Here is a 19,013-nt window from a genome sequence, read left to right on the forward strand (position 1 = left end):
GGGGCTAAGGGTGGCTCGCCGCGGCGACCTTCCGCGCCTCGTCGAGGAGCGGCGCGTACTCGCGCGCGAGCAGCGGGTTGCCGCGGAGCGCCTCGTCGAGCAAGGCCCCGGCGCGCTGGGCCAGATCCAGGCGCGCCGCGCGCTCGCGCTCCACCTTCGCCCTCAGGAGGAGCAGCGCGCCCTTCCTGGCGCTCGCCAGCGGGAAGCCCGGGTCGATGGCCAGCGTGCGCTCGATCAGCGCGAGCCCCGCCTCGACCTCCGAGCGCACGTCGAGGAGCCCCGGCCCGGTCAGGGCGGCGCGCTGCCGGTGGACCTCGGCCAGGGCGCCGAAGATCCTCGGATTGCCCCCGTTCGCCTCGAGGGCGCGGAGCAGCGAGCGCTCCGCGGCGTCGAGCGCCGCCGCAGGGCTCCCGCCGCGCGACGCGGCCCACCGCGCCGAGAGCAGCTCGATGTGCCCGAGCGCGAGGAGCGCCCCCGCGTGCTGCGGCCTCGCGGCCACGATGGGCTCGATCGCGCCCCTCGCCGCGCGGAGCGCGGCCGTCGGATCGCCTCCCCGGAGGAGCGCCCCGTGCGCCGCCTCGATGCGCGCGAGGCCCGCCCCCTGCTTCGCCTCTAGATCGTCCGGGTTGAGGCGCGCCGCCGCGCCGTACGCCTCGATCGACCGCGCGAGCGAGACCTCCGGGCTCCCGCCGGTGAGCCGCTCGTGCCGGCCCTGGATCAGGTACGTCAGGGCCAGGTTGTTGTAGGCGCGGTAGCTGTCCGGGCGCCGCCGCAGGGCCGCCTCGAGGCTGTCCTTGGCCACGTCGAGCGACTCTTCGGGCGACGCTCCGTGGTCGAGCTCGTACTGCGCGCGCCGCGCGTAGAGCCAGCCCTGGTTGAGGAGCGGCGGCATGTCGTTCGGCGCGATCTCGATCGCCCGCTCGGCGTACGACGCGCCGATCTCGAAGAGGGGGAGGGGATCGGCGCCGCGGGACGCCGCGTACTCGGCCATCATGCCGTAGGCGATGGCGGCGTCGTTCCACGCCCAGAAGGAGTTCGGGTCGAGCGCGAGCGACCGCTGCGCGCTGTCGACCGCGCGGCCGAGCGAGGGCCACGCGTCGAGCCCCACGGCGCTCTCGTGCGACGCGAGGAGGAAGAAGCTCGCCCCCATCGCGCCGTACGCGGTCGCGTCCGACGGGTCGCCCTGGACCGCTTGCTCGCTGGCCGCGACCGCCTCGACGAGGTCCGATCTCGGGTCCGAGCCGCGCGACAGGTCGCGCCTTCCGCGGTGCACGAGCGCCCAGGCCTTCTTGGCGAGCGCGCCGCTCGCCCGCGGGTTGGCCCGGAGCGCCCTGTCGCACCGGGCGATGATCTGCGCGACGACCTCCTCCGCGTCTCCGCCGCGCTGCGCCTCGATCAGCATGATCTCGCTCAGGGCGCGCGCGGCCGCCTCGTGGACGTCGGGATCGCTCTCGGCCATCTCCGCAGCGGCCTCGTACGAGGCGACGGCGCCCCAGAACTCGACGAGCGCCGCCGCGTGCTCCCCGAGGTCGCGCGCCGCCGTGCCCTTCGCGAGCAGGACGTCGCCCTCGAGCTTCCTCGCCTCGTATTCCCAGGGCGACCGCGCGAACGCCAGCCGCGCGTCGGCGAGCGCCTCGTCGAACCGCCCCTCGTAGAGCGCGATGAGCGCCACGGCGTACGACGGCGGCTCGGCGGCCGATCTCACGCTGTCCCTCAGGTACCTGAGCGCCGGCTGCTTGTGCCGCTCCTCGAGCTCGAGCTTATGCGCGGACCGCTCCCCCTTGTCGGCGAGGCGCCGCGCCCGATCGAGCCCCTTCAGGTAGAGCACGCCGTGCACGAGGCCCGCCGCGAACTTCGCCTCGCGCGTGGCATACCCGCTCGCGAGCGCCGCCTCGAGGTGCGCGAGCGCCTCCTCGGGCTCGTGCAGCGCGAGGTGCCCGCGCCCGAGCGCGTAGCGGCCAGGGCCCTCGACGAGATCGCCCGTCGTCTCGCGCATGCCCTGCATCTTCCGGTCGATCTCGCCCAGGCGCGCCCGGATGACCTCCTTCTCCCGCGACACGTCGTGGAGGGGGAGCGCGTAGGCGTAGCGCATGAACAGCTCCATCTCCTTGACGTCCTGACCGAAGCCCTCGGCCAGGGACGCCACGCGCGCGGCGAGCTCGGCCTGCCGCGCGGCGGCGAGCTTCGCGCGGAGGGCGACGGCGCCCGAGAGCGCGAGCACGACGAGCGCCACGGCGGCCGCCGCGACCGCCAGCCTGTGCTTCCTGGCGCGCTTCAGGGCGCGGTAGCCGATGCCCATCGGCCGCGCGTCGATCGGCTCCCCCTCGAGGTAGCGCTCGAGATCGAGCGCGAGCATCTTCGCGGAGTCGTACCGCCGCTGGGGCTCCTTCTCGAGGCACTTCATCACGATGGTCTCGAGATCGACGGGGATCCGCTTGTCGATCTTTCGCACCGGCGCCGGCAGCTCGCGCGCCACGCGGGCGATGAGGCTCGTCACCGAGGGGTCGACGAACGGCGGGCGCCCGGCGAGGACCTCGTAGAGCGTGGAGCCGAGGCAGTAGACGTCCGTGCGGCGGTCGAGCTGGCGCTGGCCCCCGGACACCTGCTCGGGCGCCATGTACGCTGGCGTCCCCTCGCCGCTCGCCGTCGCTCGGGCGTCCGCCGCGGTGTCCCTCGCGAGCCCGAAATCGAGGAGGTAGGGGCGGAAGGCGCCCTCGGCGGTCCGCTCCACCAGGATGTTCGCCGGCTTGATGTCGCGGTGGATCAGCCCGAGCCGGTGGGCGGCGTGCAGGCCGTCCGCGACGTCGGCCACGATCTTCACCCGCTGCTCGAGGGACATCTGCTGCGCCACCCGGTGGAGCGGCTGGCCGTCGATGTACTGCATGGCGATGAACGGCTGGCCCTGCGCCTCGCCCACCTCGTACACCTTGCAGATGTTCGGGTGCTCGACCCGGGCCTGGGCCCGCGCTTCCCAGATGAAGCGCTGGGCGAGCTCCGGATCGTTGCCCCGTATCAGCTTGAGCGCCACGTACCTGTGGAGTCGCGGGTCCCTGGCCTTGTAGACCGTGCCCATTCCCCCTTTCCCGATGAGCGACTCGCACTCATACCGATCCCAGTTGCGGATGGGAAACCTGCTCGGCACGCGCGACGAGGGCGGCTCGACGCACTGGAACACCGTTTCCTGCCCGGCGCCCGAGCTCCCCGGCGGGGCGGAGCGGGGCGGCCTGCTCTGGGGCGCGATCGAGACGGGGCGGGACGTGGGCTCCTCGCTCGCCGGCCACGCGGCGTTCGCACTCTCCGGGCCCGCTCCTCCCATTCGGCTCATGACTCGGACCCTTTTCAACAGCGAAGGTGGAGCCCCCCAGCGCATGGCCTCGAATCGCCATCATCCCGGACCGCCCGGCCGCGTGCCAGTGAGCGCCTCGCTTCAGGCGTGAGCTACGAGCGATATGACAAAACTGTCGCCCAACGGTAAACCTGAGTTTACGTCCATGTCAACACCCCGGACTGGGCCTGTCGCCGCGAGGGGGCCAGGTGCGATGCGCTCGACGCGGCGATGGGCGTGGGGCGGGAACAGGCGGCGGGCGCGACGTTCTGCGACGTTCTGCGCCGCGCCGACGACAGCGCCAATGAACGATCCAACGAGAGAGCAGCAAGGAGCGGACGCCGTCCGCGACGCTATTTGTGGGGCGCGCGACATGATGCCGAGGTGGGTTCAGCTGCTCCGCTGCTCATGGGCCCGCCGGCGGGCTGGTCAGTACTTGACGGTGCAGCCGAACGCCTCGGTCTCTTTCGTGGAGATCGCCTTGCCGGCGGCGAGCTCGGTCAGCGCGGCATCGACGTAGTTCGTGACCTGCTCGCCCGGCTCGGGCTCACCGCCCTTCGTGCTGTCGATGGCGCCGGCGTAGACGACCGTACCCTGCGGATCGATGACGACCATGTGCGGTGTGCGCTGGGCGCCGTACGCGCGCCCCACATCGCCCTTCTCGTCGATGAGGACCGGGTAGCTCATCCCGAACTCGCCCTTTGCCTTCACGTTCTCTTCCTTGGCGGTGCCCTGCTTGCCCGGAGCGCCCGAGTTGATGGCGAGCCACACGACCCCCTTCTGGGTCTGCTGCGCCGGCACGTCCTTCAGGCCGCCCTGGCGGTGCGCGAGCTGCACGAACGGGCAACCGGGGTTGAACCACTCGAGGACGACCGTCTTGCCCTTGTGATCGGCCAGCTTGACGGGCTTGCCGTCGAGGTCCGGCAGCGTGAAATCGGGCGCGGGCTGGCCGATCTTGGCCTGGGCCGCCTTCGCCTGAGCCGCCGGCGCGTCCGCGGCCTTCGCCTTCGGGGCGTCGGCCTTGGCCGGCTGCGGCGCGGCGGCGCCGGTGGCCGCGGGCGCGCTCGCCTCGCCGGGCTGCGTGCACGCCGCGAGGGCCGCGGCGAGGAACGTCAGGGAAATGAGCTTGTTCATACGGGGACGCTTACCACGCGTCGCGGCAGGCGCATGCGTCACGGGAACTCCGGCCAGTGATCGCCGGTCGCCCACCGGTACCGAAGGCCGAGCTGGCCGAGATCCGCGCCCAGCAGGCCGAGCTGATCGGGCGTCGCGGCCACCACCATCACCGTCCCCACCGCGTCCAGGTGGTGCGTCAACGACACGGCCAGCACGGGGCCGACGCGCACGACGACGCTGTCGCGGCCAGGGTTGCCGAGCACCTCGGCGGCGGCGCCCAGGCGGAGCTCGCCGAACCGGTCCATCTCCGCCATGTAGCCGAGCCGGGCCCGGTAGAGGTACGGCGGCTTCATCACCGCGTGGAGCGCCTCCTCGTAAAGGTAGAACCCCTCCGGCGTCCCCAGCACCGCATAGCCGGTCGCGACGCCGAACAGGCTGCCTCCGAGCAAGGGTATCGAGCCCGACACCTCGAGCTCCGCCGCGACGTACCGCGACGGGGGGCCCTGCATGAGCTCGGTGTCCCTGCGCGTGTACGACGCCCGAGGCTCGAGGAAGTACTGGGTCGTCGAGAAGGCGTACCGCGCGCCGCCGCGGATCTCCACGCCGGGCAGCGCGGCGCGGAGGCCCAGGTACTCCGCGCCGCCGTTCGGAGATACGCTCGTGTAGGCCTCGATCCCGAGCCAGGACCAGTGCGGCTTGCCCACGCCGAGCGCCAGGCTCGGCCTGAAATAGATCACGCCGAGATCCATCAGCGCGGAGACGAACGGGCGCGCGGCGGCGCTCCGCGCCCAGTAAGAGCGCTTCTGCAGGAGGTCGATGCCCGAGGGCACCGGCGGCGGCTCGCCGGCGGGCGACGGCAGGTCGGCCGGATCCTGGGCGCCGGCCCCGGCGGGCAGCAGGGTGAGCGCGGCGAGCGCCGCGGCGGCGGCCAGCGCGTGGCGGAGCGCCATCGCTAGAACCTGCCCACCAAATACCCGCCGAGCGGCGCGGGCGCGAAGCTGAGCGTGATGCCGTCCCCGCGCGGCGCGTCCGAGGCGGGGGCGCCGCCGCGGTAATGCAGGAGCCACGGGAGCCCGAGGCCGGTCAGGGCGCCGACCGCCGCGCCCGTGAGCGCGTCGGTCGCGAAGTGCTGGTCGGAGACGACCCGGAGCGTCGCCACGGCCGCCGCCGTCCCGAGCGACGCGGCGCACGCGAGCGCGTCGGGGGCGCCGCCGCCGTACAGGGGCAGGCGCGCGTGGTGCGAGCACACGAGCCCAGCCGCCGTGAAGGCGGTCGAGCTGTGGCCGCTGAAGAAGCTCCTGTACCGCTTGCTCCCCCGGCAGTCGCGGTCCTGCTGCTCCTCCGGCCCGGCGCACCCGGCGCGGTAGGGGCGCTCGCGGCTCGTGAGCCCCGCGACGACGCCGTTCAGGGCCGCGTTCAGCGCGAGCGCCTCGACGTCGATCATCGCGATCTCCCAGGCGACGCTGCCGCGGCCGTGCCCCCACCAGGTCACGAGCAGGGCGTCCACCGCGAGGTGGTTGGTCATCAGCGTGAGCAGGAGATCGCTCGCGTCCCGCGCCATCTCGCGCTGGCGATCGCTGCGGATGCGCAGGGCGCCGCGCGCCGAGCCGTCGAAGCCGTTCACCGTCGTCCACCGGCCCTCCGACGGCGGGATGGCGAGCGTGCCAAACGCGGTCGCGGCCAGGAGCCCCGTGGCCACATACTCGCTCACGCGGAAGCGCGGCCAGGCCGGATCCCACGCGACCTCGGGCCGCGCGCGAGAGAGAGCCTCCGGCGCGGTACGGCGCGGCGCGCTCGGCAGCGCCGCCCTGGAACGGAGGGCGGTGGTGTCGCCCGCTCCCCGTGTCGCCGCGCCGGACGGCGCCGCGAGCGGCTCGGCTCGCGCCGCTGCAGGCGGCTCGGCTCGCGCCGCTGCAGCGCCGAGCACCGCCGTCAGGGCGAGCGCGCTGGAGGCGAACCGGAGGGGCGCGGCGCACCTCAAGGAGCGGACCGCGCGATCAGAAATCGGGGTGGCCGATGACGAGGAACTCGAGCGGCCCAGCGCCCGCGTTGCGCAGCCCGTGGTGTACGTTCGTCTCGACGTGCATCATCTGGCCGGGGCCGAGGGGCACCTCGCGATCGCCGACGATGCCGAGCGCCTGCCCGGCCAGGATGTAGATGGTCTCGGTGGTCTCCGTGTGGAGCTCGCGCGAGATCTCACAGCCGGGGCCCATCGTGCCCCTGTAGAAGCCGAAGGCGTTCCCGCGGTCTCTTCCCAGCAGCTGCGCCATGAAGACGCCTCGGTTGGGCAAATACTCCATCACGTCTTCGTCGGCTGCGGTCAGCACCACGGCCCCGTCGATCTGCTGCCTCATGGCGATCCTCCTCCTTCACGAGTGAAGCCGCTGGGAGATCGATCCGTTACCGAAGCGCACTGCGTCCTGTCAACGGCGCTCCGCGCGAACCGTGCGACGGCGGCCGTCGGCGTCTCGGCTTCCGTGCTTCTCTCCTTGTCTCCTTCCACGTTCCCGCTCTCTGCGTTTCCTGGCTTCAAAAAGGCAGCACCACGCTCGCTGCGGCGCGGAGCTCGTAGCTGAACGACAGCGTCTTCAACCCCTTCGGAGGGAGCTCGACGTGGCCACGGAGAAAGCCGTCCTTTTCGTCCAGCGTCCAGCCGGGGGCCTCGCCGAGCGCGACCTCGACCTCGGCCACCTCGCTGACAGGGATCCGCTCGGTGACCAGCACCCGCTTCACGTTGCTGGAGAGGTTGGACACGGAGAGCTTCACACGGCGGCGGATCTTGCGGCTCCCCGTGATCGCGGCGGTGTCCTGCTCCTCGTCGACGGTGCGCCGCACGCGCACGGCGTCGTCCACGCCGAAGCCGAGCTCGAACGGCTCGCCGGCGCCCACGAAATCGAGCCGGGCGCGGCCGATGAGGCTGCCGCCCCGCGCGACGCGCACCGGGCCCGCCAGCAGCGGGCGCGGCCGTCCGCCGGCGCCGCCGCCGTCCAGCGTCACCGTGGCGCGCAGGTGGGCCGCGGGGTGGACCTCGGGGTACAGCACAAGCGCGAGCTCGGTGGGGAGCGAGCGCCGCGCGATCTCGATGCGCGTCGGGCGGCCGTCGGAGGGGAGGGTCACCGGCTCCGCCGCCTCGAAGATCAGCGGCTCGCCGCCGTCGTCCACCCCCGGCATCTCGTCGACGGCCCGCGCTCCGCGGTCGAGCCCGGCCGCCGCGATCGCCTGGTCGCGCGCCTCGACGATCACGCGGCGGCGCTCGATCTCCGTCTTGCGCCGCGCGCGGAGCACGTCGTCCTCGAGCAGCGGCGCCTCGGCGCTCCTCGACGGCCGCGCGGTCGAGAAGCGCGCGGTGACGTTCTCCCAGGCCTCGCCCGTCGCCTGCCACGCCGCCGCCCAGGTGGTGAGCTCGATCGAGCCGCCAGGCCCCTGCGCCGCCGCGCCGCCCGCGCCCGCGGCGCCGGCGGCGAGCCGCGCCAGGTGCTCGGGGCGCCAGATCGCGCACGCGACGCGGTACGTCAGCTCGATATCGACGGGCTGCGGCGCGGGGGCGTGCACCTCGACCTCGATCACCGCTTCATAGCGCGGCTGCTCGACCGACCCCTCGCGCAGCCGCGCCGCGGCGCGCCGGGCGTCCTCCTCGGCGCGCGTCCGCGCCGCGCGCGCGTCCGCCGACGCGCCGAGCGCCTCGGCGAGCGCCGCGTGCAGCGCCTCGGCGCCGCCGCGCCACGAGGCGAGGCGCGCGGGCTCGCCGGCGTCCTTCGGGACCTCGCTCATCGCCCGCGCCCATTTCGCGAGCAGCTGGTCGAGGTGGGCCTCGCGGCGCGACGCCCGGTCCCGCGCCCGCTCCGCGGCGCCGGCCCGCAGCGACGCCTCGCGCTCCTCGCGCTCCAGCGCGTCGATCGCCTCGCGGCCGAGCGCCGCCTCCCTGTGCGCCCTCCACCGTACGCGCGCCGCCGTCACGCGCGCGTCGTCAGCGCCCGCGCCAGCGCCCGCGATGCGCGCCTGCACGGTTCGCTCGTCGACGAACACCGAGACGCCGCCGATCGCGATCCACTGCGCCCCGGCCTGGACCTCGACGCGCGCCGCGCGCACGACCTCGGCGCGATCCTCGAACAGCGTCACGGCGCGCGCCACGCTCGGGTGCGGCGCGCGGGCGCCTTCGTGGCCGCCGCTCCCGTCGCTCCCTCCGCCTCCGCTGGCGCTCCGCCCAGCCAGGTCCGAACCGCTCGCATCCGTTGCCATGGTGCGCTCGTTTCCTTTGTTATTCCCGACGGTTACCGCCGACGATCTCGTTCTTGGACGAGAACACCACGCGGTAGGTGAAGGTGACGGAGGCCTTGCCGCCCGGCGCGATCGGGACGCGCCAGCGCAGCCCGCCGCGCACCGGCTCGCCGAGCTCTTCCTGCGTGTACGGCTCGGCCTTCGGCTGCGACGAGAGGAGCTTGATCTCGACGTCCTTGTCGTCCGTCACCGGGATGCGGTCGAGGACCTCGACCTCGACGCCCATCCCGAGCGACGAGGAGAGGTCGATGACGACCGCGTGCTCGACGGCGAGCGAGCCGCCGAGCAGGCCGGCGCTCGACTCGTCCACGCGCGCGTTCCTGGCGACCCGGATCCGCTCCTCGACGCCGAGGCCGGCGCGGAGGAGGCCGCCCCGGTCCACGCGGCCGAGCGCGGACTGCGCCGCGAGGGCGCCGTCGACGAAGATGTCGACAGGCCCCGCGAGCAGCGGGGCGTCGAACGGGTTCTCGACGCGCGCCTCGCGGTAGACCTCGGCGGCCTCGCGGGGCGCGGTCACGAACCGGGGCGCGGCGGGGGCGCGCGCGGCGCCCAGCGCGACGCGGTGGAGCCTGCCGTTCGACGGCACGTCGGCGGCGCTCTCGCCGACGTAGAGGTGGTCGAACTGCCCGCGCGAGTCGCGCGGATCCACGGCCCGGGGCGGGGCGCCGAGGTCCGCGATGTCCTGCTCCGCCCGACGCGCGTCGCGCCGCGAGGGCCCGGGCTCGTCGCGCGCGAGCCGGCCGCGCTGTTTGCCCGCGCCGGGGAGGTGCAGCGCGTCGAAGTCGAGCCACTCCTCGACCTGCGCGGGCTCGAGCGGCGCCGGGGCGGCCCCGGCGCCCTCCTGCGCCTGCTCGGGAGCGAGCCATTCCTCCTCGAGGCTGGCCGCGGCCTCGACGCTCGCCGCGGAGCCCAGGGCGCTCCGGGGGGCCGGGGGCGCGCTCGCCTGGGGAGCCGGCGGGGGCGGCGCCCCGGAGCCGCCGAACGACGGGAGCGACAGCCCGCGCGACTTGCGCGCCGGCGCGGCGAGCGGCATCGGCGCGGCCGCCGGCATCGGGGGCGGCGGGGCGAACGCCATCGGCGCGGCGGCCTGCACCGGGGGCGGCAGCGCGCCCGCGCCGGACGGCGCAGGCGGCGCTAGCCTCTTCATGGCCGCGAGGGGCTCCGGGCTGGCCCGGTTCCGTGTGGCCTCGTCGCCCCCACGCGTGCGCGTGAGCTTTCCAGGCGCGGCGGTGGTCCGCGCGGCCGGCTCGGGGAGGGCGGCGACGAAGCTGTCGAACCCCTCGAACATGGCGTCGAGCCCCTCCGGCGCGGGGCGGTAGCCGCGGCGCCGTGGGCGCTGCGCGCGGCTGAGCCGCAGCGAGGCGAGCTCCGGCAGCCGCGTGTCCTGCACGAGATCGGCCGTGGCGAGCGCGAGGCGCACGTCCTTCCAGTCCTCGCCCGAGGCCTGCGCGACGAGGGCGTCGAGCTGCAAGGCGACCTCGGTCGCGCCGCGCGAGAACCGCGCCGCGTAGGCGGGCCACCAGCGCGCGGCGAACACGGCGTACTCGAGCCGGAGCGCGGGCTCCCCGGCCGCGCCGCCGCGCTCCGGCGCGAGCCGCACGACCACGTCGAGGCGCGCCGGGTCGCGCTCCTCGACCTCGCCGCTCGTGGCCTGGGCGGCGTCGATCTGGGCGGCAAGGAGCTCCTTCCGGGCGCGCTCGAGCTCCGCGTCGAGCGCGGCGGCGCGGGCGTCGAGCGCGGCGAGCTCGTCCGAGAGCAGGCGGCTCACCGCGAGCGCGTCGCGGATGCGGGCCGCCGGGTCGCCCGGCCGGAAGCGCCGCGCGAGCTCCGGATCGAGCGCGACGGCGCCGAGCTGGTCGCGCCAGAGGCGGAGGTGGTCGCGCTCCGCCGACAGGCGCGCGATCGCGAGCTCGAGCTCGCGGAGCTCGGCGGAGAGCGCCGTCCTCGAGACGGGCGCCGGGGGCACGACGAGCCGCGCGCGCACGCCGATCACGTCGCGCACATCGCGCGCGGGCCCTGAGACCGCCGCCGCGCCCGCCGGGGCGCCTGCGGCGGCGCCGCCCGCGGCGTCGATGAGCGCGCGGAAGCTCCCCGGTTCGGCGAGCGGCGTGATCCCCGGCACCGAGATCTCGACCGCCCCCCGGGGGAGCGGCGCCGCGAGCTCGACGCGGCGGGTGACGATGGCCCCGCGCGCGTACACGACGACCCCCTCGATACGGCTAGCGCACTCGATCTTCTCGGCCGTCATCGCTCGTCCCCTCGCCCGCGAACGCCCCGTGAGAGCGCGACGGTACCACGCCGCGCGTGGGCCCGGATAGCGGGCTATCTCCTCGTGTCGAGGAAGCCGAACCCGGGCAGCGCGTCGATGCCGTAGGCGCGCAGCGCGAGCTCGTCGAGCCTGCCGAAGTCGCGCCGCCGGAAGGAGCTGCGGAGATCGCTCATCAGCTCTTCCGCGACGCTCTCCGGCGGGGGCAGGCGGATCCGCCGCAGGTACTGGGCCTGGAAGCGCAGGTAGCCTCCGCGCATCTTGACCGCATAGGACCACACGAAGAAGAGGGCGACCCTGGAGCCGAGCAGCCCGCCGAGTGCCTCCATGTCCCAGCCCTCCGAGGTGATGAAATAGAGATTGTGGTGCGGATAGAACCTGCCCTCGTCATAGACCACCTCGTTGGAGCCCGCGATGTCGGGGACGAGCAGCTTCGGGGCGTTGGTCAGCCCCGGAACCACGCGATCGATGGTGCGGAACCAGCCGGCGCCGCCCCGCCGGGCGATGTAGCGCCTCCTGATGTCGGCCTCGTGCGCGTGCAGGTACCCGGAGAGCCTGGGGTACTCCTCGAGATTGACCACCTTGCCGTCGGATCCGAAGGGATTGATGACGAACCGCCTGGCGTCGCGGATGCGGCCGTCCTCGATATCGCCTCGCATGACGAGCGGCACGAGGCGATCGCGCTCGATATCCACCTCTTCGCCGACGATGTAGATCCTGTCGTTCCCGGTGGCGACGCCGATGCCGACGCGCGTCCCGCCGACCTCCTCGATCGGCGCGAACCGCGCCTCGAGCGCGCGCAGGGCCTCGAGGTGCTCCGGCGAGCCGAGCACCCACGGGTCGTCGCCCTCGAACCAGGAAGCGTACTCCGACACGGCGACGCCGGAGCCGCGCTCCGCCGCGCCCGCCTCCGCGCGCCCCTCCGCGCGTCCCTCCGCGTGTCGAAGAGCGGCGGAGGCGGCCTCGCACTCCTCCGGCGAGGCGGTGCGCAGCGTCGCGACAGGGACGCTCCCCGTCTTGCCGGGCGACACGGCGAATATCGACGGGTAGGCGACGACCTCGGACTCGAAGGGAGAGGCGCCGCGCAGATCGACGTAGCACCGCACCCGGAACCACGTCGACAGCATCCGGCGGAGCGGCGCGCCGTACCGGTTGAGGGTCCACCGGTCGGCGCAGATGAAGGAGAGGACCCCGCCGGGCGCGAGGAGCTCGAGGCCGCGCTCGATGAACGCGACGTAGAGATCGGCGCGGTCGTAGAGCGACCTGTACCGGTGTCGATACTCCTCCTGGAGCTCGGGCGAGAGCTGTTCGATCCTGACATAGGGCGGGTTGCCGACCACCGCGTCGAACAGACGTCCCTGGCTGGTGAGCAGGAAGTCGCCGTGGGCGATCCAGGCTTCGGAGAGGCGCGTCGCGTCGCCCTGCGGCAGCCCGAGCCGCGCGAGGGCGCCGGCGACCGCGAGGCGCGCGCGGTCGACGTGAGCTCGCTCGACGTCGTACGAGCGGATCGCCGGCTCGATCTCGAGGAGGTCGCGATCGTGGCGGCGCGCCGACTGGATCAGCCGCTCGGCGGCGGGGACCAGGAAGGCGCCGTGGCCGCAGGCTGGCTCGAGCAGCGACAGCGACGCGAGATCCCGGTCCGCGGTGTAGCCCGCGAGATCGAGGATGAGATTCACGACGTGGGGTTTGGTCAGCACCACGCCGTGGGCCTCGCCCGACGAGCGCTCGCCGTAATCGTAGGCGCTCTGCGGGAGCATGACCGTCAGATCGAGGGCTGTCTGCATTGGCGCCGCGAGCCATGGTAGCCGCGATCGGCGCGCGCGGGCGACGCTCCACGGCCGCGCTCGCCGCGCGGTCGCGGCGCCCGAGGCCGCGGCCGGCCGCCTCGCGCCGGGCCTCTTCCCCGTTCGCGTGCCGCCGTCGAGGCGCGCTTCTGCGTCTGCGTCTGCGTCTGCTTCCGCGCTCGGGGCGAGGCGCGGATCGCGTTTCAGGAGGCGTCGCCATCGAATGGGGTAGAGTCGCCACATGGCCTTCCCCGTGTCTGTCCGTCCCGCCAATCGCATCGCGGCGAGCGTCGCCTGCGGAGGCGCCGTGCAACCGCCGGCCGCCGGCCCGGACGCTCGGTCGAGCGAGGCGGGCGCGTGATCCTCGGCATCGGCATCGACGTCTGCGGCATCGGACGCATGGAGGAGGCGCTCGCGCGGTGGGGGGAGCGGTTCTGGGAGCGGGTGCTGTCGGAGCCAGAGCGCCGCTCGCTCGCGCACCGCGTGGACCGGGCGACGGCGCTCGCGGGCCGCTTCGCCGCGAAGGAGGCCGTGGTGAAGGCGATGGCCGGCGCGCCGGGCGTCAGCTGGCACCACCTGGAGGTGCGCGGCGCGCCGCGCATGCCGCCGACGATGGCGCTCCACGGCCCGGCGCGCGCGCTCGCCGAGCGCATGGGCGTCCAGCGGGTCCACCTGTCGATCACGCATGATGCAGGCGTGGCGGCGGCGGTGGCTATCCTGGAAGGGGACGGCGAGAGCCGATCCCCGACCGAAGCGGACGAGGACGGCGAGAGCCGATCCCCGACCGAAGCGGACGAGGACGGCGAGAGCCGATCCCCGACCGAAGCGGACGAGGACGGCGAGAGCCGATTCAGCCTGGATGAAGGGAAAGAGCGCTCGTGATTCCGGTCCTATCGCGCGCGCAGATGCGCGCCTTCGACAAACACGCGATCCACCAGTGCCACGTCCCCGGCGTCGTCCTCATGGAGAACGCCGGCCGCGGCGCCGCCGACGTGATCTCGGCGATCATCGAGGGGCGCAGCGCCGGGCAGCCCGGCGACGTCGCGCACCGCGGGCCGCACCCGCTCGCGTCCGGCCTTTCGCCCGCGCGGGCGTTCTGGCCGGCGACGTTGCCCTCCGGGGCGGGTCTCCGGGGCCGCCCCGGGAGCGTCCCGCCGCCGCCGAACGGCCGCCGCGACGCCGAGGAGGCCCGCGCCGCGCGCATCCGATCGTTCCCGGTGCGGCACGTCCCGAGCCCGGGGCAGCCCGCGACGTACCCCCTCCACGCCCGCGTCGTCGTCGTCTGCGGGGCCGGCAACAACGGCGGCGACGGCTTCGTCGTGGCGCGCCACCTCCTCGCCCGCGGCGCGGAGGTCCAGGTCTTCCTGGCCGCCCGGTCCGAGAAGGTCACCGGCGATAGCCGCATCAACCACGACGCGTACGTGGATCTCGGCGGCGCGCTGACCGAGCTCCCCCCGGGCGCGTCCCTCGCCCCGCTCGAGGTCGCGCTCACGGGGGCCGACCTCCTCGTCGACGCGATCTTCGGCACGGGCCTCGACCGCCCCATCGAGGGCCACCTCGCCGACGTCATCGGCGTCCTCAACACGGCGACCTGCCTGTGCATCGCGCTCGACGTGCCCTCGGGCCTCGACGCCGACAGCGGCGCGCCGCTGGGCGCCGCGGTGCAGGCCGACGAGACCGTCACCTTCGGCCACCTCAAGATCGGCCTGCTCACGCCCGAGGGCGCGCGGCTCGCGGGCAACGTGCACGTCGTCGATCTCGGGGTCCCGGACCGGCCGATCCTCGCCCACGTGGGCCACGTCGCGGAGGTCCTCCGCAAGGAGACGATCGGCTCGTCGCTGCGCCCGCGCGAGGCGAGCGTCTACAAGCACCAGGCGGGCAACGTGCTCGTCATCGCCGGCTCGTCGGGCAAGCTCGGCGCCGCGCTGCTGACCGCGCGCGCGGCGATGCGGACGGGCGCGGGCCTCGTGACGATCTGCACCTGGGCCGACACCGCGCGCGCGATGGAGTCGCGCGTCGTGGAGCTGATGACGACCTCGATCGATCCGGCCCGCATCGCGGCGTCGCTCGACGACGCGCTCGCCGGGCGGCGGGCGGTCGCCATCGGCCCGGGCCTCGGCCTCGACGAGCGGGCGCGGGCCGCGGTGGATCACGTCGTGCTCGGCTGGGACGGCCTGAAGGTCGTCGACGCGGACGCCCTGACGCACTTCGTGGGCCGCCCGGAGGCGCTCGCGACCGCGCGCGGGAGCCTCATCATGACGCCGCACTCGGGCGAGCTCGGGCGGCTCCTGGGCCGGAGCGCTCGGGCCGTCGAGGAGGACCGCTTCGGCGCCGTGCGCGAGGCCGTGGCGCTCACCCGGGCGATCGTCGTGCTCAAGGGGGCGCGCACGATCATCGCGCTCCCGGACGGCCGCATGTTCATCTGCATGGCGGGCAACCCTGCGCTCGCCACCGCCGGCTCGGGCGACGTCCTGACCGGGATGATCGCGGCCCTCCTGTGCTCGATGGATCCCACCGCCGCGGCGAGCGCCGGGGTGCTGATCCACGCGCTCGCCGGCGACGTGTGGCGCGCGCAGACGGGCAGCGATCGGGGGCTGCTCGCGGGCGAGATCGCCGAGCTGGTCCCGGGCCTGATCGCCGCGCTGGCCGCCGGGAGCGACCCGCTCTCGACGTGACGCGAGCGCCTGCTCCGCCGGACGCCCCCGTCCGGCGCCGCCTGGCGCGCCGCGGGGCGGCTCGCCACCCTGGCGCGCCCGCTCTCCCTGCTGTCGATTTGACACGCGCCCGCGTGTCTCCGCCCGCGCCGTTCGGCGTGATCCGCGGCCTTTGCGAGGTCCGCGCGGTGGCACCTGCCTTGCCAGTGCCGGTTACGCAGGAGGTCCCGTCATGCTCGTCCACGCCGCTCATGCCCCCGCCCGGTCCTCGAACCTAGCGCCGCCGCCCGGCGCGACGCGCGCGCTCGGGCGCGGGCCGTCCTTCGGTGTGGCGCGCGCGGCGCGGACGGCGCCGGGAGAGGGCTCGCGGGGCGCGGTCGACGAGCTGCTCCGGGGCCTTGTCGAAATGACACCGGAGCTGTTCGGCCGCGCGCTGCGGCTCTCCCGGACGCCCGCGACGGCCGAGGACCTCGTGCAGGACACGGTGGAGCGCGCGATCCGGTTCGCGGGGAGCTACGAGCCCGGGACCAACCTGCGGGCGTGGGTGCACCAGATCCTCTTCAGCGTCTTCATCACCCGCTGCCGGCGCAGCCGTCGCGAGCGCAACGCCCTCGACGTGCTCGCGACCGACCCGTGCGCCTGGACGGCGCCGGAGCGCTGCGCCGACATGCACGCGCTCTCGCCCGGCGTGCGGCGCGCGCTCGCGACGCTCCCGCCGACCTTCCGTGACACCCTGGTGCTCGTGGACCTCGAGGAGATGTCTTACAAGGACGCAGCGACGCGGCTGGGCGTCCCGGTCGGCACCGTCATGAGCCGCCTGCACAGAGGCCGGAAGCTGCTCGCCGAGGTGCTGCGGGGCGAAGCGCCGGACGGCAAGGCCGAGGCGAGGAGCGACGTGAAGGCCGCGGCAGCATGAGCGATCGCGGCGCCGCGCCCGCGCGCTGCGGCTGCTTGCCGCGGTGATCCGCGCCCCCTACCATCGTCGTGCCACCGAGGAAGCGTTCCTCGCCAGGAGGCACCATGGCAACGACCGCGAGAGAGCCTCACGTCGTGATCGTCGGCGGAGGGTTCGGCGGCCTGAACGCGGCAAAGGCGCTCCGCGACGCGCCCGTCCGGGTCACCCTCATCGACAGGACCAATCACCACCTGTTCCAGCCGCTGCTCTATCAGGTGGCGACGGCCAGCCTCTCGCCGGCCGACATCGCGGTCCCGATCCGATCGGTCCTGTCGCGCCAGCGCAACGCCCGGGTCCTGCTCGGCGAGGTGACGGGCGTGGACCTCGCCGGCCGGCGCGTCACCGTCGACGGCGACCCGCTGGACTACGACTTCCTGATCCTCGCGGTCGGCGCGACGAACAACTACTTTGGCCACGACGAGTGGGCCCGGTTCGCGCCGGCGCTCAAGAACCTCGACGAGGCGCTCACCATCCGCGAGCGCATGCTGCTCGCCTTCGAGGCCGCCGAGCGCGAGGAGGACCCCGCGGCGCGGCGGCGGCTGCTCACGTTCGTCGTCATCGGCGGCGGCGCCACGGGCGTCGAGATGGCCGGCGCCTTCGCCGAGCTCGCGCGCTACATCCTCGCGCGCGACTTCCGCTCCCTCGACCCTTCGCTCTCGCGGGTGCTGCTCGTCGAGATCGGCGCCCGCATCCTCCAGGCCTTCCCGGAGAGCCTCTCGGCGAGCGCCGAGGAGCAGCTCACGTCCCTCGGGGTCGAGGTCATCAAGGGGCGCCGCTTCCGCAGCATCGACGAGCAGGGCGTGCTGTTCGAGGACGGCGAGCGCCTCCCCGCCGCGACCGTCATCTGGGCCGCGGGGGTCCGCGGCACCCCGCTCGCGCGCGCGCTCGGCGTCGAGCTCGATCGCGTCGGCCGCGTGAAGATCGGGCCGGACTGCTCCCTCCCCGGGCACCCGAGCGTCTTCGCGATCGGCGACATGGCCACGCTCCGCGACCGGAACGGCGTCGACGTGCCCGGCCTCAGCCCGGCCGCGATCCAGGAGGGGCGCTTCGTCGCGCGCTGCATCCTCGACGATCTCGAGCGCCGCCCGCGCGGGCAGTTCGCCTACCGCGACAAGGGGACGATGGCGACCATCGGCCGCTCGCGCGCCATCGCGAAGGTCGGGCGCCTGCAGATGTCGGGCACGCTCGCGTGGCTCGCCTGGCTGGCCGTCCACGTGCTGTTCCTTATCGGCTTCAGGAACCGCTTCACCGTCATGTTCGCGTGGATGTGGCAGTACATCACCTTCAAGCGCGGCGCCCGCCTCATCACCGGCCATACCTCGCCGGTGCTCCTGGCGGCGCCCGCGCCTTCGGTGCGTCGCCCGTCGCCCGCGAGCCCTGTCGCGGAGGCGGTCTCCGGCGGCCCCTGAGCGCGCCCTTCCCCCCGCTCGCTTGACGCGCGCCCTCCACCATGGCGGATACGCGTCCAGTGAAGGCACGCAGAGCCCAGACCCCCGCGCGATCGGCGGCCGCCGAGCCGCCGTCCCCACCCCATCCCCCGGCGAGCGAGCCTGGCGGGGACGACCCGGCGTTCGACGAGGCGTCGGACCTCACGCCGGTCGTCGCCTCCAACCTGAAGCGGTTCCGGGCCGAGCGGGGCCTGTCGCTCGAGCGCCTGGCGAAGGCGTCCGGGGTGAGCCGGGCGATGCTGGGGCAGATCGAGCTGGGCCAGAGCACGCCGACCATCAACGTCCTCTGGAAGATCGCGCGCGCCCTCGGGGTCCCCTTCTCGGCGCTGATGAGCCAGGCGACCTCGCCCGTCACGACCGTCATGCACGCCTCGCACGCGCGCATCCTGCGGTCTCGCAACGGCGACTTCTCTTCCCGGGCGCTCTTTCCGATGGACCGGCCGCGCAACGTGGAGTTCTACGAGCTCCGCCTCGCGCCGCGCTCGGTCGAGCACGCCGACGCGCACGCCCCGGGCACCGCGGAGAACCTGATCGTCACCGAGGGCTCGGTGGAGATCACCGTGGCCGGCGAGCGGCGCTTGCTCGAGACCGGCGACGCCATCCTGTTCGAGGCCGACAGCCCGCACAGCTACCGCAACCCGGGCAGCGCCGAGGCCGTCATGTACCTCGTCATGACCTACGGTTCGCGCGGGTAGCCCCGCCCCATTCCCGGACCCCGCCGGCTTCGTGTTCCTCCGGTATCCAAGACATGTCCTCCGTTATTTTGGCAGATCTCGCTTGCGCCCTCTGCTTTAGCGTGAGATATGTCCGTTATAGCGGCGGTCACCCGCTGCGAGGAGCAAGGAGGCGGAGCGATGCGGATCACCTGGATTGGTGGGTTGGATCGCAACCAGGCTCAGCTGGAGCGGATGGCGCTGCAGGCGGGGCACCATCTGGAGTTTCACACGGGCAACACGGGCGGCCGCGGGGCGTCCGAGCTGCGGGCGGCCATCGAGCGGGCCGATCTCGTGATCGTGCTGACCGACGTGAACAGCCACGGCGGCGTGCTCCTCGCCAAGAAGCTCTGCCAGAAGCTCGGCCGCGCGGCGTTCATGGCCCGGCGCATCGGTGCCTCGCGCTTCCAGCAGCTGCTCGACGCGCTCGCGCAGCGGGAATCGCGTTATCTCGCGACTGGCTAAGGGAGTAGG

At 74.1% G+C, this 19,013-nt stretch carries 14 protein-coding genes; 6 read left to right on the forward strand and 8 right to left on the reverse strand.

Annotation, left to right across the window (positions count from 1 at the left end):
- Nucleotides 1–4: 4 nt before the first annotated feature.
- The 8 genes from WMF46_RS01755 to WMF46_RS01790 form a co-directional block, all read right to left on the reverse strand.
- A complete protein-coding gene (locus WMF46_RS01755) occupies nt 5–3,325 on the reverse strand; it encodes a protein kinase domain-containing protein (protein WP_437984004.1) in 3,321 nt (1,106 codons plus the stop codon).
- Between the two features lie 429 nt (nt 3,326–3,754).
- The gene (locus WMF46_RS01760) at nt 3,755–4,459 is read right to left on the reverse strand and encodes a thioredoxin family protein (protein ID WP_437984005.1); all 705 of its coding nucleotides are present in this window, start codon (nt 4,457–4,459) and stop codon (nt 3,755–3,757) included.
- Between the two features lie 38 nt (nt 4,460–4,497).
- A complete protein-coding gene (locus tag WMF46_RS01765) occupies nt 4,498–5,391 on the reverse strand; it encodes a hypothetical protein (protein WP_437984006.1) in 894 nt (297 codons plus the stop codon).
- A gap of 2 nt (nt 5,392–5,393) precedes the next feature.
- Nucleotides 5,394–6,422: a phosphatase PAP2 family protein gene (locus WMF46_RS01770; protein WP_437984007.1), complete on the reverse strand. Its 1,029-nt coding sequence runs from the start codon at nt 6,420–6,422 to the stop codon at nt 5,394–5,396.
- Between the two features lie 16 nt (nt 6,423–6,438).
- The gene (locus WMF46_RS01775; RefSeq protein WP_437548953.1) at nt 6,439–6,795 is read right to left on the reverse strand and encodes a cupin domain-containing protein; all 357 of its coding nucleotides are present in this window, start codon (nt 6,793–6,795) and stop codon (nt 6,439–6,441) included.
- A gap of 175 nt (nt 6,796–6,970) precedes the next feature.
- Nucleotides 6,971–8,680: a DUF4139 domain-containing protein gene (locus WMF46_RS01780; RefSeq protein ID WP_437984008.1), complete on the reverse strand. Its 1,710-nt coding sequence runs from the start codon at nt 8,678–8,680 to the stop codon at nt 6,971–6,973.
- A 19-nt stretch (nt 8,681–8,699) separates the two neighbouring features.
- Complete coding sequence (locus tag WMF46_RS01785; protein WP_437984009.1) at nt 8,700–10,967, reverse strand: DUF4139 domain-containing protein; 2,268 nt, start codon at nt 10,965–10,967, stop codon at nt 8,700–8,702.
- Between the two features lie 74 nt (nt 10,968–11,041).
- Nucleotides 11,042–12,769: an Eco57I restriction-modification methylase domain-containing protein gene (locus tag WMF46_RS01790; RefSeq protein WP_437984010.1), complete on the reverse strand. Its 1,728-nt coding sequence runs from the start codon at nt 12,767–12,769 to the stop codon at nt 11,042–11,044.
- A gap of 357 nt (nt 12,770–13,126) precedes the next feature.
- Between WMF46_RS01790 and acpS the strand changes: the two genes are divergently transcribed.
- The 6 genes from acpS to WMF46_RS01820 all read left to right on the forward strand — a co-directional run bounded on the left by acpS (nt 13,127) and on the right by WMF46_RS01820 (nt 19,004).
- Nucleotides 13,127–13,651, forward strand: a complete 525-nt coding sequence (gene acpS / locus WMF46_RS01795) for a holo-ACP synthase (RefSeq protein WP_437984011.1) — start codon at nt 13,127–13,129, stop codon at nt 13,649–13,651.
- Nucleotides 13,648–15,444, forward strand: coding sequence for an NAD(P)H-hydrate dehydratase (locus tag WMF46_RS01800; RefSeq protein ID WP_437984012.1), 1,797 nt, complete (start codon nt 13,648–13,650; stop codon nt 15,442–15,444). The genes acpS and WMF46_RS01800 overlap by 4 nt, the downstream gene beginning before the upstream one ends.
- 211 nt (nt 15,445–15,655) lie before the next feature.
- Nucleotides 15,656–16,339: an RNA polymerase sigma factor gene (locus WMF46_RS01805; RefSeq protein WP_437984013.1), complete on the forward strand. Its 684-nt coding sequence runs from the start codon at nt 15,656–15,658 to the stop codon at nt 16,337–16,339.
- 104 nt (nt 16,340–16,443) lie between these two features.
- Entirely contained in the window at nt 16,444–17,787 is a 1,344-nt protein-coding gene (locus tag WMF46_RS01810; protein WP_437984014.1) for an NAD(P)/FAD-dependent oxidoreductase, read from the forward strand.
- Between the two features lie 41 nt (nt 17,788–17,828).
- Nucleotides 17,829–18,521, forward strand: a complete 693-nt coding sequence (locus WMF46_RS01815; RefSeq protein ID WP_437984015.1) for a helix-turn-helix domain-containing protein — start codon at nt 17,829–17,831, stop codon at nt 18,519–18,521.
- A 159-nt stretch (nt 18,522–18,680) separates the two neighbouring features.
- A complete protein-coding gene (locus tag WMF46_RS01820) occupies nt 18,681–19,004 on the forward strand; it encodes a DUF2325 domain-containing protein (protein WP_437548971.1) in 324 nt (107 codons plus the stop codon).
- The last annotated feature ends 9 nt before the right edge of the window (nt 19,005–19,013 follow it).

It is taken from the genome of Sorangium sp. So ce117, assembly GCF_051524395.1.
Lineage (GTDB): Bacteria > Myxococcota_A > Polyangia > Polyangiales > Polyangiaceae > Sorangium > Sorangium cellulosum_B.